Here is a 23,719-nt window from a genome sequence, read left to right as displayed (position 1 = left end):
GGCGTGCCATCAAAACCAAAGGTCGCGCACGCATCGCCCGCCTGAAGGAAGATCTTCAAACGTGTCGAGCCCATCGAAGTGATCGATCGGCAGGTCGGCAACGAGATCCGGCGGCGCCAGCCGAACATTGACCGCCATGCGCCGGCGGCCATCCTTTTGCAGCCTCAGGCCGCGCCAGCTCACCACGCAGGCGCAGGACGGGCAGAACAGTATTTCGAGAGACGGCCTGTCTTTGCCGGCGCGGGTATAGGAGGCAGTCTGGCCCGTGACGGAGACCCGCTCTCCTTCGTAGTCGTAGGCCCATAGCGTGCCGTAGCGCCGGCAGAGCGTACAGTTGCAGGCAGTAATCGAGCCTGGATCGCCTTCGAGCGTCCAGCCTGATTTACCACAATGACACGAGCCGATCAGCATGGGTACACCGCTCCATTCGCTGCTTGGTCGAAGGCAGTATTCTGCCTTGGTCACGAAATCCCCGCAAATACACGGAACGACACGAATTCTCACTCCGGGCCACCGACACGGCGAATGCGTCTGCCGTCAGGAAACGAAGACAGTCCAGCCAACGCCCAAAGCTGCAGATGCCAATAAGGTCGATATCACCGACATCTTCAGGCGAAATATGGCGATGGCGGCAAGCAAGGTCAGCACCAGCGAGGGCAATGAAAGCGAGGTAAGGACGGGCACATCTATCGTCCAGGAGCCGTAGGTGAAGCTTGTGGTCTCTCGGAACAGCACATGGAGTCCGAACCAAATCGCCAGATTGAGGATGACGCCCACGACAGCTGCCGTTATCGCAGACATGGCGCCGGTCAGCACGACATTGCCGCGCATCTTCTCGATGAACGGCGCACCTGCAAAAATCCAAAGGAAGCTCGGCAGAAAGGTGACCCATGTTGTCAGCATGGCAGCGAAGGTCGCCGCCGCAAGGGGGCTAAGGGTGCCGGGATTGCGATAACCCGCCAGGAAACCGACGAACTGCGTAACCATGATCAGCGGTCCCGGAGTCGTTTCCGCCATCCCCAGACCGTCCAGCATCTCGCCCGGTCGCAGCCAACCCAATTGCTGCACGGCCTCCTGTGCAACATAAGCCAGCACGGCATAGGCGCCCCCAAAAGTCACGATTGCCATCTCGCTGAAGAATATCGCGATTTTGGAAAAGACATTGTCGGGGCCGAGCGTCATCACGAGGGCCGCAACCGGAATGAGCCATGCGGCCGCCAGCACACCCGAGGTCTTCAAAGACCAGGCGAGGTTTGGTCGAGCGTGCAAAGGGATCTCCTCGCCGAGAACAGAGTCCTTATCTTCCAGAATTGTCCCGGAGCCCGACTTGTGCCCGCCGCCCATCTTGAAGGCGGCGACCCCCGCCCGAGAGGCCAGGTAGCCGATAAGCCCGGCTCCAACGATGATGAGGGGGAACGGAACATGCAGGAAGAAGATCGCCACGAAGGCAGCGGCGGCCAAAGCAACCATAACCCTGCTCTTGAGGGCTCGGCTCCCGATGCGAAAGACCGCCTGGACGACGACCGCCAGCACGGCGCATTTGAGCCCGAAGAACATCCCTTCGATAAAGGTCAGGTTCCCGAACAGGACATAGACGTAACTGAGCGCGAGAATTGCCAGGAAGCCTGGCAGGACGAACAGAATGCCGGCGATCATCCCACCCAGGGTCCTGTTCAGCAGCCAGCCGATATAGATTGCAAGCTGATGCGCTTCTGGGCCCGGCAGCAACATGCAGTAGTTCAGGGCATGAAGGAACCTGTGCTCTCCCACCCATTTCTTCTCGTCGACGACGATGCGGTGCATGACGGCGATCTGCCCAGCCGGTCCGCCGAAACTCAGGGCGGCGACGCGGATCCAGACCTTAATGGCCTCATGGAGGGGAACGATGTCCCGATCAGCCGCGCTTGATCGCTCGGCTACATTTTTTGCGAGGTCGGTCATAGTCTCTTACATCTTCCTCGGATTTGGCCAATTGTGCGTCTCTTCCGTCGCATCACGACACCAACGATAGAAGGCATCGTAAAGCGCCATGCCGGCTTCCAACTGCTGCAGGTCGTCGTTGAACATTCGCGAAAGCCCAAGCGAGGCCGCAAGCAGCCCCGGCACTTCAGGTGCCAGGTCCGGCCGGGCGGTATCGGCGCCCCGAACGATGGTTGCAAGATGAAGGAGAGGTTCTGTGCCGAGACCGAATTCCTCGATCATGACATCGAAGGTGCACAGCTCGCCGCGATGACTCCAGAAGACATCCTCTATATCGAATGGTGTCGCTTTAAAGCGATCGCCGACGGCCGAAACTTCGGTTGCAGGAACGAACAGGAAGATCGCTGACGGATCGATGAAGCGGCGAATCAGCCATGGGCAAGCGATACGATCGATCTTCGGCCGTGCCCTCGTTACCCATACGGTCCGCCCCTTGGCATCGCGGGGAGGCAGCTTTTCCTCGGCGACCAGCATGTACTTCGCGCTGCGCCACGCTTCGAACCCGCCTTCGAGGACCTCCGCCTCCTTTCCCACGACGCGCAGATGGGCAGCAACTCCGTGGGCGAGTTTCTGTCCTTTCTGACAGAGAATGATGGCAGGCCCCGCCAGTTCGCTCGCCCAGTCGGCTACCCTTCGATAGTCGCGACGACTGGAGCCGGGAATAAGACGAGGATCAGCGGCGAAATCCTCGTCATTACGGACATCGATAATCGCAGGCAAATTGGGCGTGCCGATAATGCGATTGAGCTTGTCGGGTGTAATTTCCAGAAATGACGGCATAGCGCGTCCTCCGTTGGCTCGGTTTCACGGACGCGATTCTTCAGCCGTAGCCTCGTGGGGTGATCGCAGCCCCATGATCAATTTTCTGCCTGACGTGCTTTAAATGTCAAGCCGAATAACCGCGTGCCGCACCGGGCAAACATTCCTCGGCTTCCGCAACCACTTGCAAATTGATCGTAACGTCGCGGTTGTCGTGAAGTTCTGTCGCGACGATGGGAGGTCCCGACGACGTCAACCGCGCCGACGGCCAAGAATATCTGATGTATCTTCTTAGTATTATCGATGGCAAACTTAAACTCAGGCGCCTTCTGTGAGATAATTCATCCTTGCGACCGACTATTCCGGTCGGTCATTGGGCACATAGGGGGATCCAATGTCATCGACGGCAGTAGAAGCAGACGTAGGCGAAGTTTCGCCCAATCTAGTGGTCGATGCGATGTTTGCGTGCCGAAAGACGGCCGCCATCGTAGCCGCCATAGAACTCGATCTTTTTACCTTGATTGGCGACGGCAGCAATGCAGCATCCCTGGCGGCCGCAACAAATGCAGCCGAAAGAGGCGTGCGCATTCTGTGCGACTATCTCGTTGTGAACGGCTTTCTCACGAAAACAGGCGATCAATATGCTCTGACCCCATCCAGCCGAGTTTTCCTCGACCGGCATTCACCAGCCTATATGGGCGGGGCCATCGAATTCCTGGCCGCCCCGGAGATCCTCAAGCAGATCCTGGACGATCCGTCTTCGTATGTCCGCAACGGCGGGTCCATTGGATTGGCAAACATGTCTCCGGACAATCCGGTGTGGGTGAAATTTGCTCGCGGCATGGGCTCGTTCACTGGCGGCAGCGCGATCAGCCTCGCCACCGAAATGGCCAACTTGCCCATACAGCCAAGGAAGATACTTGATATCGCCGCAGGGCACGGGCTTTTCGGGATCGAGATGGCGAAGGCTTTTCCTTCGGCCGAGATCGTTGCGGTCGATTGGGGCTCCGTTCTGGAATTGGCCAAACGGAATGCGCAGCAATTTGGCGTCACCGAACGCTACAAGGTCATTGCCGGCAGCGCATTCGAAGTCGACTGGGGCACGGACTATGATCTTATCCTGCTGCCGAACTTCCTGCATCACTTCGACCTGGAAACCTGCGCCGGATTGCTTAGGAAGAGCCGGGCGACCTTGAGCGCCGAGGGCAAGGTGGTTGCGGTGGACTTCGTGCCCAACGACGATCTCGTCTCGCCGCCCTTCCCAGCCGCTTTCTCATGGGAGATGCTGGCCAGTACGCCAAAAGGCGAAGCCTACACGCAGAAGGGCCTGACCGAGATGGCTAGGCGTGCCGGTTTTCATAATGTGAGAGTAAAGCCACTACCACCATCGCCGGCAAGCTTGATCTTCTTCGAGTAGCGGTGCCCGGAGTACCCGTCTCCTCTTGCCGGGGATGCGGAGATAGCGCCAAGGGGGCTGCCGCCCCCTTGAACTCAGAGATAGAAATTATTCCCCCTGAACGCGCGCGGCTTTGCGCTTGGCCCTCGAATTCTGCTTGCCTGCTGGCGGCCCGTCGTTCTTGGCGAAGCCCGGCTTGCCGGGCTTTTTCGCCCAGGGCTTCTTGTCGGAACGCTCGGAAACGCTGCCCTCGCCTGCATTCGCCCGCTCCGGCTTGCGGTCGGACTTCCATTTCGGCTTCGGGCCGTCATTCGAACGGGCGCCCTTCTCAGCGAAGGGCTTCTTCTTTGCGAAGCCGCCTTCCCGCTTGGCCTGGAAATCCGGCATGCCGGCGAGCGGTTTGACCCTGATGCCGCGCTCCAGGGTCTTGTCAGGGCCGATGGCCGCGAGGAAGCGCTCAAAACTTTCCGTCGAGAGCTCGACGAAGGTTTCCTCAGGCTGCATCTTGATGGCACCGATGTCGCGCTTGGTCAGATTGCCGTTGCGGCAGAGCATGGGGATCAACCAGCGCGGCTCGGCATTCTGCTTGCGTCCGACAGAGAGCGATACCCAGAGACCATCGGTGAAGTCGTTGCGTCCAGCAGACGAGCCCTCATCGCGAGGCGTGACCGGGAAATCGTCCCGGCGGGGCTTTCGGCGCTCGCCTTCGGCCGGCACGTCCTGCAATTCCTCGGGCGCGGAATGGCCGGCGCGATATTGCCGCAGGAATGCGGCAGCAACCTGCTCGGCGCCGTGGCGCTCCAACAGCTGCCGGACGATCGACTCCTCGTCTTCGGCAAGCGGCGCTTCAAAGACCGGATCAGCGAGAAGACGCTCGTCGTCGCGCTGGCTCACTTCATCGGCTGACGGCGGCTTTGCCCAGGTGGCGCGGATGCGGGCTGCTTCCAGCAGGCGTTCGGTACGGCGGCGGGCGCTGAGCGGCACGATGAGGGCGCTGACGCCCTTGTTGCCGGCGCGGCCGGTGCGGCCGCTGCGATGCAGCAGCGTGTCCGGATTGGTCGGCAGGTCCGCATGGATGACCAGTTCAAGACCCGGCAGGTCGATGCCGCGGGCGGCCACGTCGGTGGCGATGCAGACGCGGGCGCGGCCGTCGCGCATGGCCTGCAGGGCGTGGGTGCGCTCGTTCTGGCTAAGCTCACCTGAGAGCGCAACAACCGAAAAGCCACGATTGTTGAAGCGAGCCGTCAGGTGATTGACGGCAGCACGCGTCGAGCAGAAAACGATGGCATTGCGCGCCTCATAATAGCGCAGCACGTTGATGATGGCGTTTTCCCTGTCGCTCGGCACGACGGTCAGCGCGCGATAATCGATATCGACATGCTGCTTGGCCTCAGAGGCGGTGGCGATGCGGACGGCGTCGCGCTGATAGTTTTCGGCGAGCTTGGCGATCGAACGCGGCACGGTGGCGGAAAACATCAGCGTGCGACGATCAGACGGCGCGGATTCCAGAATGAACTCCAGATCCTCGCGGAAACCGAGATCGAGCATCTCGTCGGCCTCGTCGAGTACGACGGCCTTGAGTTCGGAGATATCGAGCGAATTGCGGCGGATGTGATCGCAGAGACGCCCCGGCGTGCCGACGACGATGTGGGCTCCGCGTTCCAGTGTCCGCCGTTCCGTGCGCATATCCATGCCGCCAACGCAGGAGGCGATCGTGGCGCCCGTGAGCCCATAGAGCCATTCCAGCTCGCGCTGGACCTGAAGCGCCAGTTCGCGGGTCGGTGCAATCGCCAGCGCCAGCGGCGCGCCGGCGCGGCCGAAACGTTCCGCGCCATCAAGCAGGCCGGGCGCCAGCGCCAGGCCGAAGGCAACCGTCTTGCCCGAGCCGGTCTGGGCCGAGACAAGCGCATCCTTGCCGGCCAGGCCCGGATCGAGCATGGCCTTTTGCACCGGCGTCAGCGTTTCGTAACCGCGCTTCGCCAAAGCCTGGGCAATCGCAGGAGCGATGCCTTCGAATTCAGTCATCATCTGTCTTTCGGAATTCTTCGCGCGCCATCAGGCGGCGATCATCGTGGCTCGCACGTCGCGAACCTCTTCTTCACGCGTGCACATACTTGCTCAAGGCGGCAATGTACAGAGCAGACGCGTTTTCGTGCGGGGCGAAACGAAAAAAAGGCAGCGAATCGCGCTGCCTTTGAAGTTTATGCTGTCGAAAAGCCAGCTCGAGTCGGGGAACTTCATGTCTCGGGAGCCGAGAGTGGCTCCAATCCGCTCCAGCTCATGCGAACGGTCTCAAGTTGGCCTTTACTTTTGACCAAGCTTTCTTAACGCGAGGTTAGCAAACGATGGTCATCGTTTGCCCGTCGGTTTTAAGGCTCACCTTAACTTTTGAGTTCTTCCAGCCCGGCGAAGAGATCGAGCGCTTCCGGATTGGCGAGCGCTTCCTTGTTCTTGACCGGACGGCCGTGCACCACCTCGCGTACCGCAAGCTCGACGATCTTGCCGGATTTCGTGCGGGGAATATCCGTAACCGCGATGATCTTGGCCGGCACATGGCGCGGCGAGGCGCCGGTGCGGATCCGGGTTTTCATCGCCTTGACCAGGTCTTCGGTCAGGGCGACGCCGGCAGCAAGGCGAACGAAAAGCACCACGCGGACGTCATCGTCCCAATCCTGACCGATGCAGAGCGCCTCCAGAACCTCGGGAATCTGCTCGACTTGATTGTAAATCTCGGCCGTGCCGATGCGCACGCCGCCGGGATTGAGTGTGGCGTCGGAGCGGCCGTGAATGACGAGGCCGCCATGCTCTGTCCACTCCGCGAAATCGCCGTGGCACCAGATATTGTCGAAGCGCTCGAAATAGGCGGCGCGATATTTGGCGCGCTCGGGATCATTCCAGAACATGACCGGCATGGAGGGGAAGGCCTTGGTGCAGACGAGCTCGCCCTTTTCGCCGCGCACCGGCTTGCCTTCGTCGTTCCAGACATCGACGGCGAGGCCAAGGCCCGGCCCCTGGATCTCGCCGCGCCAGACCGCTTGCAGCGGGTTGCCGAGCACGAAGCAGGAGACGATATCGGTACCGCCGGAAATGGAGGCGAGCTGGATATCGCCCTTGATGCCCTCATAGACGAAGGTGAAGCCCTCGGGCGACAGCGGCGAGCCCGTGGAGGTCATCAGCCGCAGGCTCGAAAGATCGTGAGAGGTCTTCGGCGTGAGGCCGCTCTTGTGGACGGCGTCGATATATTTGGCCGAGGTGCCGAACAGCGCGAATTTCTCTTCCTGCGCATAGTCGAACAAAATGTTGCCATCGGGTGCGAAGGGCGATCCGTCGTAGAGGCAGAGCGTCGCGCCGGCGGCAAGGCCGGTCACCAGCCAGTTCCACATCATCCAGCCGCAGGTGGTGAAGTAGAAAACCTTCTCACCCGGCACGACGCCGCAATGCAGGCGATGCTCCTTGAGGAGCTGCAGCAGCGCGCCGCCGGTCGAATGCACGATGCACTTCGGGACACCCGTCGTGCCCGAGGAAAACAGGATGAAGAGCGGATGGGAGAAGGAGACGGGCTCAAACTCGACCGCTTTCGCCTCGAAGGGGGCAACCAGATCGTTGAGGGTTCGCGCGCCCGGCGTTGCCGCCACGATCGCCTCGGCATCGCCGGCATAGGGCACGATTACGGTGGGCGCTTTCAGGCGCTGAGCGATGGCGCTGACCTTTGCAGTGACATCCTGCAGCTTGCCGCCATACCAATAGCCACTGCAGGCAATGAAGAGCTTCGGTTCGATCTGGCCGAAACGATCCATAACGCCCTGTTCGCCGAAATCCGGCGAACAGGAGGACCAGATCGCGCCGATCGACGCGGCCGCCAGCATGCAGGCAATGGTCTCAGGCATGTTCGGCATCATGGCCGCCACGCGGTCTCCTTTGCCGATGCCCTCGGCGCGGTAGGCCTGCTGCAGGCGAGATACCATCGCGGCCAGCCGGTCCCATGACCAACGATCACGCACCTTGTCCTCGCCCCAGAAGACCAGCGCATCGCCCTCGCCGCTTCGCGACAATAGGTTTTCGGCGAAGTTCAGCTCGGCATCGGGAAAGAAGCGGGCATCCAGCATGACATCGCCATGGATCAGCGCCCGCTCACCGCGCTTGCCCTTCACGCCGCAGAAATCCCATGCCGCCGACCAGAAGTTTTCACGATCGGCGATGGACCAGGCATGGAGGCCGGCAAAATCTGCCAGCGAGAGGCCGAAGCGGCGGTTGCACTCCTGCATGAAGGCAAACATCGGGCTCTGGTTGCGAAATTCCTCCGACGGCGTCCAGAGCGGCTGCTGATCCTGCATATTTCTCTCCCCGCTTTTCGCTCTATATAGCGATGTTGCAGCGCATTATAAAACATGGTGTTGTGGGCATTGCCAGTGCGTGATGTTTGCATCGGGCAAACATTTCCTATATCCGGCAAACTCAGGCAGACTATCCCTATCAGTTCAAGAGTCTCCTCGGGATCATGAGAGCTTCGAAAAACAACAAGTGGCGGTTGACGATGCGTTCGGCCTCGCGCTGGCTGCCTGCCTTTGCTCGCACGACCGGCCTCATTCTTCTCACGATCCTCATCGTGTTCGCTGTCTTCAGAGCGACCGCACCTTTCCTGATTTCAAGCGGCCTGGTGCGCTCCGGCATCGAGAAGGCACTTTCGGAATGGACGGGATATCGTGCCCAGATCGAAGGCGACCCGACACTTGATTTCTGGCCGACGCCACGCGTGACGCTCAACCAGGTCACCATCCGCGAACCGTCGAGGAACGGCAAGGTCCTCGGCCATGTCGATAGCCTCTCCGCGGATTTCTCGCTGTGGTCGGCGATCCGCGGGCACGCGCATTTTCACGAATTCCATTTCCTGCGCCCGACCCTTTACATCCGCCGCGACGAGAATGGCCTGATCGACTGGACGAACGAAGGCCGGCTTTCCAAGGCGATCGAGCAGGCGGGGGCCTCCTCCGGCGACGGCATGCGGATGAGCAAGGAACAGGACGCGGCCATCGGCATGCTGACCATCGAGGACGGCAGCGTTGAGATGACCGACGAGCGCAGCGGCAATATCTATAAGCTCAACGCCGTCAACGCCGACATCGCATGGCCACGACTTTCCCAGTCGCTGAGCGCCGTTATCCTTGCCCGCTTCAACGGTCAGGACATCAAGCTGAATTTCGATTCGACGCAGCCCCTGCTCTTCTTCGCCGGCAAGAATGTGAACACCACGACCAGCTTCGTCTCGCCGCTGATCAACTGGACCTATACCGGCATCACCAGCATAGCGGACTTTTCGGCGCTTTCGGGCAATCTGGATCTGAACGTGCCGAACGTTCCCTCCTTCATCGCCTGGAGCGGTCAGCGCCTGCCGGCAGCAGATGCCCTCAAGAATATCTCGCTCACCGCAAACATCGCAGCGATCGAAAACGGCCTGCGCTTCAACAATCTGAGCTTCAAAGTCAACGATTCCGCTGCCTCCGGCATTATGGACCTGAACTACACGAAAGCGGGCAAACCGAAGATTTCCGGCACGCTGGCTTTCGACCAGATGAACCTCAATCCCTTCCTGGCCGCCTTCTCCATGCGCCTTGCGGCTGAAACCGCCATCGATGCGCTGCTGAATGGCAACCCGCTGCAGCGGCTCGACCTCGACCTGCGGCTGTCATCGAACAAGGCGGCTCTCGGCCCCTTCCAGTTCGATGATATCGGCGCCAGCCTGCTGGTGTTGGGCGGCAAGGCGAAATTCGACATAGGCGACAGCGGCTTCGAAAATGGTTCCCTGACCGCGCATCTTGAGGTCGCGCCGGGCGATTTCGACGGCGGCGGCAAATTGCAGATATCGATCCGGAATGCCGATTTCGGTGGGCTCTTCACACGCCTGAAGCTGATTGGCCCGCTGCCCATGCCTTCATCGGCTTCTCTGGATCTTGCGCTCAGCACTTCGAAGCCGATCTGGGTTGCCACGCTCAGCGACGTCGCCGGCACGCTGCACTTCGCTTCGTCGGCAGGGTCGTTTCGCCAATTCAATCTCGCCACCTTCCGGACGCTTGCCGCCCAGAAGGCATTCTTCCGGATGAGTGACATCGCCGACTCGTCTTTCGACTTCGACAGCATCAACGCGGATGCAAGTTTTGCCAAAGGCTCCGCCGAGGTACAGAGCGCAACCGTTACGGGCCGCAACGAAACGATCACCTTCAACGGCGTGGTTCCGTTCCGCACCAACGGGCTGGCCCTCTCCGGCGCGATCGAGGCGACCTCACCATCCGATGCCGACGAATTGCCGATGCTGCCCTTCTTCATTGGCGGCAGTTGGCCGAACCCGGTGATTTCGCCGGTCGCAACGCTTCTCCAAAAGCCGATACAACAGCCGTAGTTCTTCACGCCGTTTGCCTGCAGCACTTCAAGCTGCTGCAGCGGCGTGCTCATCCCTTTGTCGCTGAACCTCGCGACGTTTCGTCACGATGGAAGTGCAGATGACCCCGACGGCGACCACGCCGATCAGAATGGTGCAGATGGCGTTGATTTCCGGCGTCACGCCAAGCTTCACCTGGCTGTAGATCAGCATCGGCAGGGTCTTGGCGCCGGCACCGGAAGCGAAAGTCGCAATCACCAGATCGTCGAGCGACAAGGTCAGCGCCAGCACCCAGCCGGAGAAGACGGCCGGCGCGATGATCGGCAGCGTCACCTCGAAGAAGGTGCGCACCGGCGGTGCGCCGAGATCCAGCGCCGCCTCCTCGATGGAACGATCGAAAGTGAGCAGGCGGGACTGCACGACGACGGCGACGAAACACATGGTCAGCGTCGTATGCGCCATGACGATCGTCCAGAATCCGCGATCGACGCCCGACGTCACGAAGAGCAGCAGCAGCGACAGGCCGGTGATGACGTCAGGCATGACCAGCGGCGCGTAGATCATGCCCGAAAACAGGATGCGGCCGCGGAAACGCGTGTAGCGCACAAGGGTAATCGCCGCGAAAGTGCCGAGCACCGTTGCAATCGTCGCCGAGAGCAGCGCGATGCGCACCGTCAGCCACGCGGCATTCAGCATCGTATCATTGCTGAAAAGATGAACGTACCATTGCGTCGAGAAGCCGCCCCAGACTGTAACGAGGCGCGAGCTGTTGAAGGAGTAGATCACCAGCAGCAGGATCGGCAGGTAGAGGAAGGCCAGACCGAGCGTGACCGAGACGATGTTGAAGCGGGACCAGCGGATCATTTGTTATCTCCCCTTCTCGTCGGCTTTTGCCTGAAAATGCTGGAAGAAGACTATCGGAATCACGAGCACCAGAAGCAGGATGGTCGCCACCGCCGATGCCAGCGGCCAGTCGGTATTGCTGTAGAATTCCGTCCAGAGCACCTTGCCGATCATCAGGGTTTGCGAGCCGCCGAGCAGGTCGGGGATGACGAACTCGCCGACGGCGGGAATGAAGACCAGCATGCAGCCGGCGATGACCCCGGGAAGCGAAAGCGGAAAGGTGACGCGCCAGAAGGCGCCGATCGGCGTGCAGCCGAGATCCTGCGCGGCCTCGATCAGCGTGCCATCCATCTTTTCCAGCGCGGAATAAAGCGGCAGCACCATGAAGGGCAGGTAGGAATAGACCATTCCGATATAGACGGCGGTATTGGTGTTCAGGATGATAAGCGGCTCATGAATGATGCCGAGCGCCATCAGCAGTTGGTTCAGGAGGCCCGTCGTGCTCAGGATCGACATCCAGGAATAGACGCGGATGAGGAAACTCGTCCAGAAGGGCAGGATGACCAGCATCAGCAGCGTCGGCCGAATCGTACGCGGCGCCTGCGCCATGCCATAGGCGATCGGATAGGCGATGATCAGCGTCAGGAGCGTCGAGATGCCGGCGATCTGCAGGCTCTGCAGGTAGGCGTTCATGTAGAGCGGGTCGCCGGCAAGCCATATGTAATTGTCGAACGACATGGTTTGCAGCTTGTCCCACCAGTCGCCGAAACTGTCGGTCCAAGCGAAGGACGGATCATAGGGTGGCACCGACAGGGCCTTCGTCGATAGCGAGATGCGGAAGACGATGAGGAAGGGCGCGAGAAAGAAGAGCAGCAACCAGGCATAGGGAACGATGATGACGAGGCGCTGATAGATAGAGGAGCCGAGCGCTTTCATGATCAATCCTTCAGCAAGACGCCGGCATTTTCATCGAAGGAGATCCAGACGTTCTGATCGTAGGCGAAGGGCTCTTCCACGGCGCGGACTGCGTTCAGCGACGAGGCCTTGACCACTTGCCCGCTCTTCAGCTTGACGTGGAAAACGGTCATGTCGCCGAGATAGGCGATGTCCCAGATCTCGCCCTCTGCCGCATTGACCGAGGCATTGGCCGGCGGACGCGGCGAAACCCGAAGCTTTTCCGGGCGGATGGCGAGACTGGCGCGGCTTCCAGCCGATGGTATGTCGCCAGAAGTCGTGCGCACCGTGAAGCCCGATTCGACCGCGATCTCGACGATGCCCGATTGTGCCGAGTTGACATTACCGTCGAGGATATTCACATCGCCGATGAAGTCGGCAACGAAGCGGCAGTTGGGCGCCTCGTAGATCTCGGCCGGCGTCGCCACCTGCACCACCTTGCCGTGGCTCATGACTGCGATGCGGTCGGCCATGGTCATCGCCTCTTCCTGGTCGTGGGTAACGACGACGAAGGTCAGCCCCAGGCTCTGCTGCAGATCCATGAGTTCGAACTGGGTTTCCTCGCGCAGCTTCTTGTCGAGCGCGCCAAGGGGTTCATCGAGCAACAGCACCTTCGGGCGTTTCGCCAGCGAGCGGGCCAGGGCCACGCGCTGGCGTTGACCGCCGGAAAGCTGGTTCGGCTTGCGCTTGGCGAACTGCTCCAGCTTGACGAGCTTCAGCATCTGCCCGACGCGATCGTCGATCTCGGCTTTCGGCATGCCATCCTGGCGCAGGCCGAAGGCGATGTTCTTTTCCACCGACATATGGGGAAACAGCGCGTAGGACTGGAACATCATGTTGACGGGGCGGCGATAAGGCGGCGTGCCCGCAAGATCTTGCCCATCGAGCACGATCTCTCCCGTCGTCGGCTGCTCGAAGCCCGCCAGCATGCGCAAAAGCGTGGACTTGCCGCAGCCCGATGCGCCGAGAAGAGCGAAGAATTCACGATTGTAGATATTCAGGGAGAGGTTATCGACGGCGGTGAAATCACCGAACTTCTTCGTCACGTTCTTGAAGGAAATGTAAGGCTTGGCCGAAGGGTCGGTCCAAGGAGCAAAGGAACGCCGGATATTACCGAGTGACTTCATTATCTATCCCCAAATGGATGCCCTACGGGCGCTCGACGCGCCGGCTCTTCCCCATCCCGGCGCGCTCGTGATTTCCTGCATTATCCTCATAAGGAAAGGCCCGGACGTTGCCGTCCGGGCCGCTTCGATTTATTGGCCTGTCGTGACCTTTGTCCACAAGCGCGTCGCCACGCGCTGCGTTTTAGAGTCCCAAGGGGTCAGCGTGTACAGTTTCTCGCGGACCGCGTCGGTCGGATAAACGGACGGATCTTCCAGTACGTCCTTGCTCACGAACTGCTGCGACGCCTTGTTGCCGTTGGCATAGGAAGTGAAGTTGCTCGCCTTGGCGATGACCTCTGGCCTCATGATGTAGTTGAGGAAGATATGCGCCTCCTCGACATGCGGCGCATCGGCGGGGATCGCCATGACGTCGAACCACATCTGCGCGCCCTTTGTCGGGATCGAATAGGCGATGTTAACGCCGTTCTTCGCCTCGGCGGCACGATTGCGGGCCTGCAGCACGTCGCCGGAATAGCCAAACGCCAGGCAGATATCGCCATTGGCAAGCGCATTGATATATTCGGAGGAGTGGAACTTGCGAACGAAAGGACGGATCGCGGTCAGGAGATCCTCGGCCTTCTTAAAGTCTTCCTGCTTGGTCGAATTCGGGTCGAGGCCCAGATAGCGCAGCGCGGCCGGAATGACGTCGGTCGGGGAATCCAGCACGTAGATGCCGCAATCCTTGAACTTGGCGGCGAGCTTCGGATCGAAGATCACGTTGATATCGGGCGCATCGTCAGTGCCGAGGATCTGCTTCACTTTGTCGACATTATAGCCGACACCGCTCGTGCCCCACATGTAGTCGATGGCGTACTGGTTGCCGGGATCGTAGGTCGCAATGCGCTTCTGCACCGTATCCCACATGTTGGAGATATTCGGCAGCTTGGACTTGTCGAGCTTCTGGAAGACGCCGGCCTTGATCTGGCGCTGCAGGAAGTAAGCCGTCGGCACGACAATGTCGTAGCCGGTCTTGCCGGCCAGCAGCTTGGTTTCCAGCGTCTCGTTCTGGTCGAAGGTGTCGTAGACGACCTTGATGCCGGTTTCCTTGGTGAAATCCGCCAGGATTGAATTGTCGATGTAATCGGACCAATTGTAGATATTGACGACCTTGTCTTCTGCCTGAGCGACCGTCGCCAGCGAAACGACCGCAAAAGCCGTTGCTGCAAGCCGTGCGAACATGGACTTCATAGTCTCTCCTGTTTTGTTCAAGGGCATCCAGCCGATGCCCAACCCTCTGTTTTTCCCGTTAGACTAGAAAGGAAATCGAAAGGCGACAAGGGAAAAAGGTAGGTCAGCGCGCGCTTTAGCTTTTTTGCCCAAAAACGATCGAGCGCTCTGCAAATGGCTGCCGTTCGCACGCAATCGTGAACTCAAGGCCTGCTTCACGCGTGAATACGGAAGCCGGCTTTGCTAACATCGCGACGTTCTCGCTCGCGAACATTTTCAAACCTGTTTCGCCGCTCCGCTCAGCGGGCAAACTCAAACCCATCACCAGGGGTTCATCATGCAGTATCAGAAATTCGGCAATACCGGTCTCAGCGTCTCGCGTCTTTGCCTAGGCACGATGACCTTCGGCCTGCAGATCGAGCAGGAAGACATCGCTCATGCCATTCTCGACAAGGCGGCAGATGCCGGAGTCAACTTTATCGACACGGCCGATGTCTACCCGCTCGGCGGCGGCGAGCAGCTTGCCGGCCGCACCGAAGAGATCGTCGGGCGCTGGCTGAAGGGCAAGCGCGACCATTTCATCGTCGCGACCAAAGCTGTCGGAAAGGTCGGCCCGTCTCCCTGGGATCAGGGTGCGTCGCGCAAGCATCTCCTCGACGCCATCGACGCTTCGCTGCAGCGGCTCGGCACCGATTATGTCGACCTTTACCAGCTGCATTCGGACGATCGCGAAACGCCGATCGACGAGACGCTGGAGGCGCTCGACGTCATCGTGCGCTCGGGCAAGGCTCGCTATGTCGGCGTGTCGAATTTCCTCGCCTACCGGCTGGCACTGGCGCTCGGCCGCGCCGATTTCCTGCGCACCGCCCGCTTCGTCTCGGTGCAGCCGCGCTACAATCTCTTGTTCCGCCAGATCGAGCGCGAACTGCTGCCGCTTGCCGAAGAACAGCGTCTCGCCGTCATCCCCTATAACCCGATCGCCGGCGGCCTCCTTACCGGCAAGCACAAGCATGATGTCGCGCCGACAGAAGGCCGCTTCAGTGCGCAGCTTCGCAGCGCTGGCAGCAACTATCTGCAGCGCTATTGGCACGAGCGCGAATTCGCGACCATCGAGAAGCTTCGCGGCATTGCCGAAGAGGCCGGGCAATCGCTTACCAAGCTTGCCGTCGCCTGGGTTGCGGCCAATCCGGTCATCACCTCAGCCATCATCGGCGCCAGCCGTCCTGAACAACTGACAGACACGTTGGCCGCCATCGATCTGCAGCTCGATCCGGAGCTCAAAACCAAGCTTGACGAAGCCACTGTCGAATATCGCTGGGGTGACGCGGCCCGTTGAAGAAGTACGAACCGGCGGTCAATTGCCGTCGGCTCTTTCACAGATAGGTCGGGCGCTTGCCGGCAAAGAGTTCGGCGTGGCTTTTCAACAGCTTGATCATGCGGTCGACCACCGTGCGGATTTCCTGGCGGTGGCGGTCGACATTGTTCATGACGATCCATTGCCGGTGGCGCAGCTCGTGGATTTCCTCGCCGACCCGCTCCAGCCTCGGCTCCTGATCTCCGACGAAACAGGGCAAAACGGCAATGCCGGATCCGGCGAGCACCAGATCGTGCAGCGAGCGCGGGCGGCTGACCGTGAAAGCGATTTCCTCGTGTCTATTCTGATGCGGCCAGCGCAGATAGGCCGAGATCGCTTCCTCCTCCGCCACCGCGATCCAGCGCTGCGGGCCGACAAAGCGCATATTGCGGGCCTGATAGGCGGCATAGGCGACATCCCCGATCTTGATGGCGGCGAGATTGGTTTCTTCCGGCTCGAAGGCACGGATGCCGATATCGCTCTCGCGATGGGCGAGGCTGGCGCGGCGCTCGCCGAGATGCAGATCAATGCGGAAGCCGTCCCGCTCCGAACAGATCGTGGGCATGTTTTGGCTGAGCAGCCAGCCGACCCAGGTACCGGCAGCGATGCGGACCACGGACGTGCCCTGGGCATCGCGCTGCCAGCTGTCGACCTTGCGAGCGGCCGCCTCCATCTCCAGCAGCTGATCGAACAGCGTCTGACCGTCGCCAGTCAGCGTGTAGCCCGCCTGGCTGCGCTCGAAGAGTGGGCGGCCGATCTGCGCTTCCAACTCCAACATGCGCCGACCGATCGTTGCTGGGCTGAGACCGCTTGAAGGGACTGCGCCCGTCAAGCCGCCGCCGCGGGCCACATCGAGAAAAAGCTGATACGAATCCCATGACGAGTTTTTCATAATTGAAAAACATAAGACGATCATGGCTGTTTATAAAGAAAATTCGAATGTGTAGTTGAAGGGATGCCTCACAGGAAGGAGACATCCCATGATGGACAGCATGGCTCTGGCGAAAGCCATAGAAATCCAAAGCCTAGCGCGCGAAGAGCAGTGGCGCTGCGACGAGGATTTATTCTACCTCGACTACGGGCTCGAGCCGCCGCGGCTTTTCATATGGATTGAGCGCATATTTGCTGCTTCGGGCATTCGGCGCAAGGCAATGAAAAAGGCGGACCGGCCGGAAATCGGCCGATCCGCCTGCAGTGGCAATGATAGCTGCAGTCAGGCTGCCGCCTGCTCGCGCATGTAATTCGCGCTGTAACCAGCCTCGATCTTGAACTGCTGAATGAGGTGCAGCAAAGCATCGGCCTCGGCTGCAAGCTCCCGGCTGGCGGCCGTGGTTTCTTCAACCATGCCGGCATTCTGCTGCGTCATCTGGTCCATGTGATTGACCGACGAGTTGACCTCCTGCAGGGCGCTTGCCTGATCGTGGCTGGCACGGGCGATCATTTCCACATGCTGGCTGATCGTCACGATCTGGCTGCTGATCTGCGCGAGTACCGAACCGGCCTCCTGCACGAACTGCGAACCGGAACTGACCTCCTCGGTCGACTTGTTGATGAGACCCTTGATCTCCTTGGCGGCAGCGGCCGAGCGCTGTGCCAGCTCGCGCACCTCCATGGCGACCACGGCGAAACCTTTACCGGCGTCGCCGGCACGGGCGGCTTCGATGCCGGCATTGAGCGCCAGGAGATTAGTCTGGAAAGCGATCTCGTCGATGACGCCGATGATCTGCTCGATCTTGCGGGATGCATCTTCGATCCGGGTCATCGCGTCGATGGCGTTGCCGACAACAACAGAGCTGTCATCGGCGCTGCGCTTGGCTTCGCGCACGATGGCATCCGCATCCTTGGCCCGCTCGGCGGACGAACGGACGGTGACCGTGATCTCGTCAACGGCCGCGGCGGTCTGCTCGAGAGACGCCGCCTGCTGCTCGGTGCGCTTCGACAGAGCCTCGGCAGAAGCAGCCATCTGGTTGCCGTTGCTCTGAATCATCTCGACATTGTCGCGCACCTGACTCAGCGTCTGCTGCAGGCGCGATAGCGAACTGTTGAAATCCTGGCGGAGCTGTTCGAGACGGCCAATGAACGGCGTTTCGATCGTTGCCGAAATATCGCCCTGAGCAAGGCGCTCGAGACCGGCAGCAAGCTCGCTGACGGCATAGTCGATCTGCCGGTCGAGCTCGCGCTTTTCGGCGTCGTTGCGCTGACGTTCATGCTCTGCGGCCGCACGCTCCTCATCACTCTGTTCCTCGATACGGATCTTCGAGATGGCGTTTTCCTTGAAGATGCCGAGTGCTCGGGCCATATCGCCGATTTCGTCGCGGCGCTGCTCGCCGGAGATCGAAGTTTCGAGCAAACCGTCAGCGATGCGGCGCATGGCGGCGGTGATCTGGCCGATCGGTCGCTGCAGGGTCAGGACGAGCGCGATGCCGCCGGCAACCGAAAGGATGATGCCGAGTGCGGTTGCCAGGATAGATATGGAATTTGCCTGGTTGCGCTCGCTACCGGCGCTCTGCTTCTGAGTCTCGGCGAAGGCGGTGAGCTGGCCCCAGACCTGATCGAGCTGCTGGCGGGCGCCGGCATATTCGGCGATCCGCTGGTTGATCGTATCGACCAGCTTGCCGCCGGCGTCATCCATCGATTTGATCGCCGGACGAATGGCCGAGTCGATGTCGCCGGCAAAATCCATGCTCTTGGCGCTCTGGTTCAGCGTATCGATATCGCCGCCGAGCTTTGAGACTTCCTGACGCAGGCGGACGAGATTGTCCTTGTTGGTATTGGCGTTGAAATCCGCCAATACGAGCTGCAGGGAATAGATGGAATCCTGCAGGCGGCGCGTGTCCTGCAGAACCGAATTGGTCTGTGCGACGCGGGCGTCGAGGGACACGAAGGTCGTGGTCGCCTGGCGCATCATCTGCGTCGCCGTCAGCTGCGTGTAGGTCGAGGTCTGACGGAAGCGCGAGAGCAGCCGGCCGATATTGGTGATCGTGTCATCGGTCGGAGCATCGGTGCTTTCAGTAAAGGCGGCGAGATCCTTGATTGTGCCCGTCAGCGACTGGACGACGCTCTTCTGGTTCTGCGGCAATGCGAGGTCGATCGACCGCTGCGCCTTGTTCAGATCCGGCAGACGATCCTTCAGAAGCTTGACCTTGTCAGCCGGCGTCGCCGCATTATTGAAGTCTTGCGCCACGGCAACCAGCAGGTCGCCGCCCTTCAGCAACCGATCGGCCGAGCGCAGGGTCGAGGTCGCATCGGCCTGATCCTTGCGCATCTGGTCTTCAAGCTGCTGACTGTTGAAATTGACGTTGAAGCGGGCGCTGATCAGGGCGCGCTGGCCGTCGTCGATCGTCTTGCGCAGGGACAGTTCCTGCTCGTGCAGCGACCATAGCCTGCCGACGAGGTTGGACATGTCGGCGGTCTTTGTCGTCGCTTCGGTGAGGTTGTCGCGGCCCTCCGCCTCCGGAGCGAGCTGACTCAGCGTCGAATTGAGCACGCTCTGCTGCGACTTGATGTCTTCATAGAGCTTGTCGCGCTGGCGAGTGTTGGTGATGCGCAGGAAATCATCCATGGAACCATACAGGTTCTTGAACCCGGTCAAGGACTGCAGGACGCTGTTGGAAATCTCCATACGTCCCTGAAGCAGGCCCGACGCATAAAGCCCGGTAAGGCCTACGGCAGAAATGCTGATGACGAACGGCAGGACGAATATCAGAACCTTCGTCCTGATGTTGAAACGCGACAATATCTTGTCAATGAACATTTTGGCCCAGACCTCACACCGCTCCCCCGTCGACGCCGCCTCGGCGCTGACCGGATGTATAACCATCGTTCTTGAAATATCCGCAGGCGGGGTTCCTGAGTATAAGTCAGGAAGCAATCATTGCTTCGGCTCCAGCTTGCGGTGGAGCGCCCCAAGAAATCGAGTGAGATTGTGTGTGTGATTAATTAATTTTCAGATAAGGATGTAGTGCGACCCACAGCATACAACCAAACGCTGAAAAGCGGGCGATAAGGCCTATCTATATGCGCGAGCCAACGCTGCCGCAGGGCGGCAGCCAGGAACAATGGGGCGGCTGTACTCAGAAGCCGCGTACGGCAAGATAAGCGATGCAAGCGGCTGTCACGCCGGTCGCCAACATCAACAGTCTTGCCGCCAGAAGCTTGGCATTGTCACGGGTCTGAGCGATTGCAATGGCGCGAGCGCGACGATGTGTTCTGTTCATGAGTATATTCCCATTTTCGCACTGACACGATAACCGGCAAAAGGCCGTTTTCGCAACAGGCAATATACAAAACAGAAATGTAGGAAAAGAAAACGTGAAAACCAGATGTTGGCCGCAAGCCTCGCGGCTAACCGTAATAGATGCGCGAATTGTGGCCGAAGCGCGCTACTTCAATAATGCGGCGATAGCAGGATCCGTCGCCGTTTCCGCAGCCGTCTTGCCGGAGGCAGACTTGATGGTCTTGTCGGCGCCATTCTTCAACAATGCCTTGACGACAGCCGGATCATCCTGCTGGCTCGCCATGTGCAACGGTGTCCAGCCATCGTAATCGCCGGGCGCGTTGACGTCGGCGCCCTTGGAAACCAACAAATCAATCATTTCGGGAGGACCGTAATAGGCCGCGGTATGGAGCGGATACCAGCCCTCCGTCGTCTTCATGTCCAGCTTGGCACCGCAGGCCAGCATCTTCTTGACGACATCGCCTTTCTTGTCGCGGATCGCAATGGCGAAATTCGTATCGCCGCCTGCATCCTGACCGTTCGGATCCAGCTTCTTACATTGCGCAGAAGCAGCGCTCGCAACGGACGCCGTGACGGTAAGCATGCCAAGCGGCATCGCCATGGCCGTAACGATACCTGAAAGAACTGTGCCGCGGAATAGCAGAGCCTTAAACGTCATGATTGTCTCCATTGAGTATTTTCGCGCTGGAGATGCTCTTTGCCCGTTTCGCGGCCTGTTGGCAAGGTCAATTCAGGCCGCCTCGCCGGCGACATGGCCGGAAGCCCACGCCCATTGGAAATTGTAACCGCCAAGCCAACCCGTGACGTCGACGCATTCGCCGATGAAGAAGAGGCCGGGAATGGTTTTCACCTGCATCGTCCGCGAATCGAGGCAAGCTGTATCGATGCCGCCGAGCGTCACCTCCGCCGTGCGATAGCCTTCGGAGCCCGAGGGTTTGAGGCTCCATGACTGGATGGCTGCCGCGAGCTGCTGCAGGCGCTTGTCGGATTGATCGGCCATGTTGCCGGAGATGCCTTCGCTCTCGACGACATACTGGGCCAGCCGCTTCGGGAGGATTTCCGCAAGCGCGGTCTGCGCCGACTGTCGGCCATTCCCCTGCTTGGCTTTCTTGAGAAGCGCAAAGACATCGATATCGGGCTCGATCACGACCATGATCTCCTCACCCTCCCGCCAATAGGAGGAGATCTGCAGGATGGCGGGGCCGCTGAGGCCGCGATGGGTAAAGAGCAGGGCCTCGCGGAACGCCGTCTTGCCATGGCGGATCTCGGCGGGCGCAGCAATGCCGGAAAGCGGGGCGAGGCGCTGAAGCAATTGCGGATCGAGTGTCAGCGGCACGAGGCCCGGTCGGGTTTCGACTATAGGCAACGCGAATTGCTCGGCGATGCGATAGGCAAAGCCGGTGGCGCCCATCTTTGGAATGGATTTGCCGCCGGTGGCGAGGACAAGCGAGGATGCGTCGAAGGCGCCTTCCGAGGTGCTGACGCGATAGCCGACGGCGGTCTGCTCGATATCGCCGATTTCCGTTCGCAATCGCAGTTGCGCGCCCGCTTCGCGCATCTCGTCTGTGAGCATGCGGATGATGTCCTTGGCGCTGCTGTCGCAGAAGAGCTGGCCGAGCGTCTTCTCATGCCAGGCGATGCCATGGCGTTCGACCATGGCGATGAAATCCTGCGGTGTGAAACGGGCGAGCGCCGATTTGGCGAAGTGCGGATTGGCCGACAGGAAGTTCTTCGGGCCGGCATGGATGTTGGTGAAATTGCAGCGGCCGCCGCCGGAAATGCGGATCTTTTCACCCGGCACCGCGGCGTGATCAAGCACGAGGACGGACCGCCCGCGCCGGCCGGCGCGGATGGCGCACATCATGCCTGCCGCGCCCGCACCGAGGACGATCACATCATATCTGCCAGCCACGCTTTAGCCCTTCATTCTTCGCCGCGCTCTCTCGCCATGTTTCCATCATACGGCGAAAGTCCGAGCGGTTTCCCCCTCGCCAATTGGCAAACTGCAGTTATGATGCAGTCGTCGATCAACCCAAATACGGTGTTTTATGCCCGCGAGAAAGACCCCGCTGAAAGCTTCCATACCCGTCTCGAAAGCTCCTACAGTACCTCCTTCTCTGAGATCGGCACGCGGCGTGGCAAACTGGAAGGAAGCGGCGCAATGGCTGCGGGCACGCGGGATCGAGGACATAGAATGCATCACGCCGGATCTCGCCGGCGTGCCGCGCGGCAAGATGATGCCGACGTCGAAATTCACCTCCAACACGTCGCTGGCGCTGCCCTCCGCGATCTATCGCCATACGATTTCCGGCGAGTATCCGGAGGAGACCGAAAGCTTCCGCTACGAACCGCGCGACAGCGATCTCAAGCTGGTGCCGGACCTTTCGACGCTTTCGGTCGTGCCCTGGGAGAGCGATCCGACGGCGCAGGTGATCTGCGATATCGTCAATTCGGAAGGACATGCGGTGTCCTACACGCCGCGCAATCTGCTGAAGCGGATCATGGGGCTCTATCGCGAGCGCGGGTGGAAGCCCGTGGTGGCGCCGGAAATCGAGTTCTATCTCGTCGCCAAGAATGACGATCCGGACTATCCGCTGCACCCGCCGAAGGGCCGCTCCGGCCGCTCGATCCTCGGCGGACAGGGCTATTCGATCGCCGGCATCAACGAGTTCGACGAACTGATCGATGACATCTACCATTTCTCGGAGAAGCAGGGTCTGGAGATCGATACGCTGATCCATGAAGAGGGTCCGGCGCAGCTCGAGATCAACCTGCGCCATGGCGACCCGATCGAACTTGCCGACCAGGTGTTCATGTTCAAGCGCACCATTCGCGAGGCGGCGCTGAAGCACGGCATCTACGCGACCTTCATGGCCAAGCCGATGCAGAGCCAGGCCGGCTCGGCGATGCATATCCATCAGTCGGTCGTGAACATCGAGACCGGCAAGAATGTCTTCACCAATCCGGACGGCAGCCCTTCGCAGGAGTTCTTTCATTTCATCGGCGGCATGCAGCGCTACGTTCCGAATGCGCTCGCAATGCTCGCTCCCTATGTGAATTCCTATCGACGGCTGGCGCCGAACATGTCGTGCCCGGTCAACAATGCCTGGGGCTACGACAATCGCACAACCGCCTTCCGCGTTCCCGTTTCCGATCCGCAGGCGCGGCGCGTCGAGAACCGGCTGCCGAGCTCCGACGCCAATCCCTATCTCGCACTCGCCGCCTCACTCGCCTCCGGCTTGCTCGGCATCATGAAAAAGGTGGAACCCACCGCGCCGACCGAGGATTCGGCCAATGAAGGCTCGATCGACCTGCCGCGCGGCCTTCTGGAAGCCATTGCGCTGCTTGAGGACGAGCCGGCCTTCGAGGAGGTGCTCGGCAAGGACTTCATCGACATCTATGCCGGCGTCAAGCGGGGCGAATTCGAAACCTTCATGCAGGTGATCAGCCCGTGGGAGCGGGAATTCCTTCTGCTCAACGTGTGAAGGAG

General features: G+C 60.2%; 19 protein-coding genes. 5 read left to right on the top strand and 14 right to left on the bottom strand.

Annotated features, from left to right (window positions below):
- Nucleotides 1-9: 9 nt before the first annotated feature.
- The 3 genes from AC13QE_RS24010 to AC13QE_RS24000 all read right to left on the bottom strand — a co-directional run bounded on the left by AC13QE_RS24010 (nt 10) and on the right by AC13QE_RS24000 (nt 2,760).
- The gene (locus tag AC13QE_RS24010) at nt 10-411 is read right to left on the bottom strand and encodes a GFA family protein (RefSeq protein ID WP_488485636.1); all 402 of its coding nucleotides are present in this window, start codon (nt 409-411) and stop codon (nt 10-12) included.
- A 126-nt stretch (nt 412-537) separates the two neighbouring features.
- A complete protein-coding gene (gene chrA / locus AC13QE_RS24005; RefSeq protein ID WP_488485548.1) occupies nt 538-1,941 on the bottom strand; it encodes a chromate efflux transporter in 1,404 nt (467 codons plus the stop codon).
- 6 nt (nt 1,942-1,947) lie between these two features.
- Entirely contained in the window at nt 1,948-2,760 is an 813-nt protein-coding gene (locus AC13QE_RS24000) for a chromate resistance protein ChrB domain-containing protein (RefSeq protein ID WP_488485547.1), read from the bottom strand.
- 373 nt (nt 2,761-3,133) lie between these two features.
- Here AC13QE_RS24000 and AC13QE_RS23995 point away from each other — a divergent pair, with 373 nt between their 5' ends.
- A complete protein-coding gene (locus tag AC13QE_RS23995) occupies nt 3,134-4,156 on the top strand; it encodes a class I SAM-dependent methyltransferase (RefSeq protein ID WP_488485546.1) in 1,023 nt (340 codons plus the stop codon).
- Nucleotides 4,157-4,243: 87 nt separating this feature from the next.
- Here the strand turns inward: AC13QE_RS23995 and AC13QE_RS23990 are convergent, their stop codons facing one another.
- Together AC13QE_RS23990 and AC13QE_RS23985 are read right to left on the bottom strand one after the other, a co-directional pair.
- The gene (locus AC13QE_RS23990) at nt 4,244-6,160 is read right to left on the bottom strand and encodes a DEAD/DEAH box helicase (RefSeq protein WP_488485635.1); all 1,917 of its coding nucleotides are present in this window, start codon (nt 6,158-6,160) and stop codon (nt 4,244-4,246) included.
- A 356-nt stretch (nt 6,161-6,516) separates the two neighbouring features.
- Nucleotides 6,517-8,469, bottom strand: a complete 1,953-nt coding sequence (locus tag AC13QE_RS23985; protein ID WP_488485545.1) for an acetoacetate--CoA ligase — start codon at nt 8,467-8,469, stop codon at nt 6,517-6,519.
- A gap of 164 nt (nt 8,470-8,633) precedes the next feature.
- On the opposite strand from AC13QE_RS23985, the gene AC13QE_RS23980 reads away from it, so the two are divergent.
- Entirely contained in the window at nt 8,634-10,529 is a 1,896-nt protein-coding gene (locus AC13QE_RS23980) for an AsmA family protein (RefSeq protein ID WP_488485544.1), read from the top strand.
- Between the two features lie 27 nt (nt 10,530-10,556).
- On the opposite strand, the gene AC13QE_RS23975 is transcribed toward AC13QE_RS23980, so the two are convergent.
- The 4 genes from AC13QE_RS23975 to AC13QE_RS23960 form a co-directional block, all read right to left on the bottom strand.
- On the bottom strand, nt 10,557-11,372 hold the full coding sequence (locus tag AC13QE_RS23975; protein WP_112398702.1) for an ABC transporter permease subunit: 816 nt from the start codon (nt 11,370-11,372) through the stop codon (nt 10,557-10,559).
- Between the two features lie 3 nt (nt 11,373-11,375).
- Entirely contained in the window at nt 11,376-12,287 is a 912-nt protein-coding gene (locus AC13QE_RS23970; RefSeq protein WP_488485543.1) for an ABC transporter permease subunit, read from the bottom strand.
- A 2-nt stretch (nt 12,288-12,289) separates the two neighbouring features.
- The gene (locus AC13QE_RS23965) at nt 12,290-13,432 is read right to left on the bottom strand and encodes an ABC transporter ATP-binding protein (protein WP_488485542.1); all 1,143 of its coding nucleotides are present in this window, start codon (nt 13,430-13,432) and stop codon (nt 12,290-12,292) included.
- Nucleotides 13,433-13,561: 129 nt separating this feature from the next.
- Nucleotides 13,562-14,650: a polyamine ABC transporter substrate-binding protein gene (locus AC13QE_RS23960; RefSeq protein WP_488485634.1), complete on the bottom strand. Its 1,089-nt coding sequence runs from the start codon at nt 14,648-14,650 to the stop codon at nt 13,562-13,564.
- A gap of 325 nt (nt 14,651-14,975) precedes the next feature.
- Between AC13QE_RS23960 and AC13QE_RS23955 the strand changes: the two genes are divergently transcribed.
- Nucleotides 14,976-15,974, top strand: a complete 999-nt coding sequence (locus AC13QE_RS23955; protein WP_488485541.1) for an aldo/keto reductase — start codon at nt 14,976-14,978, stop codon at nt 15,972-15,974.
- A 37-nt stretch (nt 15,975-16,011) separates the two neighbouring features.
- On the opposite strand, the gene AC13QE_RS23950 is transcribed toward AC13QE_RS23955, so the two are convergent.
- A complete protein-coding gene (locus AC13QE_RS23950; protein WP_488485540.1) occupies nt 16,012-16,884 on the bottom strand; it encodes a LysR family transcriptional regulator in 873 nt (290 codons plus the stop codon).
- Nucleotides 16,885-16,972: 88 nt separating this feature from the next.
- Between AC13QE_RS23950 and AC13QE_RS23945 the strand changes: the two genes are divergently transcribed.
- A complete protein-coding gene (locus AC13QE_RS23945; protein ID WP_488485539.1) occupies nt 16,973-17,233 on the top strand; it encodes a hypothetical protein in 261 nt (86 codons plus the stop codon).
- Here AC13QE_RS23945 and AC13QE_RS23940 read toward each other — a convergent pair.
- The 4 genes from AC13QE_RS23940 to AC13QE_RS23925 all read right to left on the bottom strand — a co-directional run bounded on the left by AC13QE_RS23940 (nt 17,206) and on the right by AC13QE_RS23925 (nt 22,141).
- Nucleotides 17,206-19,746, bottom strand: a complete 2,541-nt coding sequence (locus AC13QE_RS23940; RefSeq protein ID WP_488485633.1) for a methyl-accepting chemotaxis protein — start codon at nt 19,744-19,746, stop codon at nt 17,206-17,208. The two genes, AC13QE_RS23945 and AC13QE_RS23940, sit on opposite strands and share 28 nt — an antisense overlap.
- A 319-nt stretch (nt 19,747-20,065) precedes the next feature.
- On the bottom strand, nt 20,066-20,209 hold the full coding sequence (locus tag AC13QE_RS23935) for a hypothetical protein (protein ID WP_015338852.1): 144 nt from the start codon (nt 20,207-20,209) through the stop codon (nt 20,066-20,068).
- A gap of 165 nt (nt 20,210-20,374) precedes the next feature.
- Nucleotides 20,375-20,887, bottom strand: a complete 513-nt coding sequence (locus tag AC13QE_RS23930; RefSeq protein WP_488485538.1) for an ankyrin repeat domain-containing protein — start codon at nt 20,885-20,887, stop codon at nt 20,375-20,377.
- Between the two features lie 72 nt (nt 20,888-20,959).
- A complete protein-coding gene (locus AC13QE_RS23925) occupies nt 20,960-22,141 on the bottom strand; it encodes a BaiN/RdsA family NAD(P)/FAD-dependent oxidoreductase (protein WP_488485537.1) in 1,182 nt (393 codons plus the stop codon).
- A gap of 136 nt (nt 22,142-22,277) precedes the next feature.
- Between AC13QE_RS23925 and AC13QE_RS23920 the strand changes: the two genes are divergently transcribed.
- The gene (locus AC13QE_RS23920) at nt 22,278-23,714 is read left to right on the top strand and encodes a glutamine synthetase family protein (RefSeq protein ID WP_041677220.1); all 1,437 of its coding nucleotides are present in this window, start codon (nt 22,278-22,280) and stop codon (nt 23,712-23,714) included.
- The last annotated feature ends 5 nt before the right edge of the window (nt 23,715-23,719 follow it).

Source organism: Martinezella sp. CNPSo 3957 (assembly GCF_057784395.1).
The sequence above is the reverse complement of the archived record's forward strand: the minus strand, read 5'-3'. Positions and strand labels throughout refer to the sequence as shown.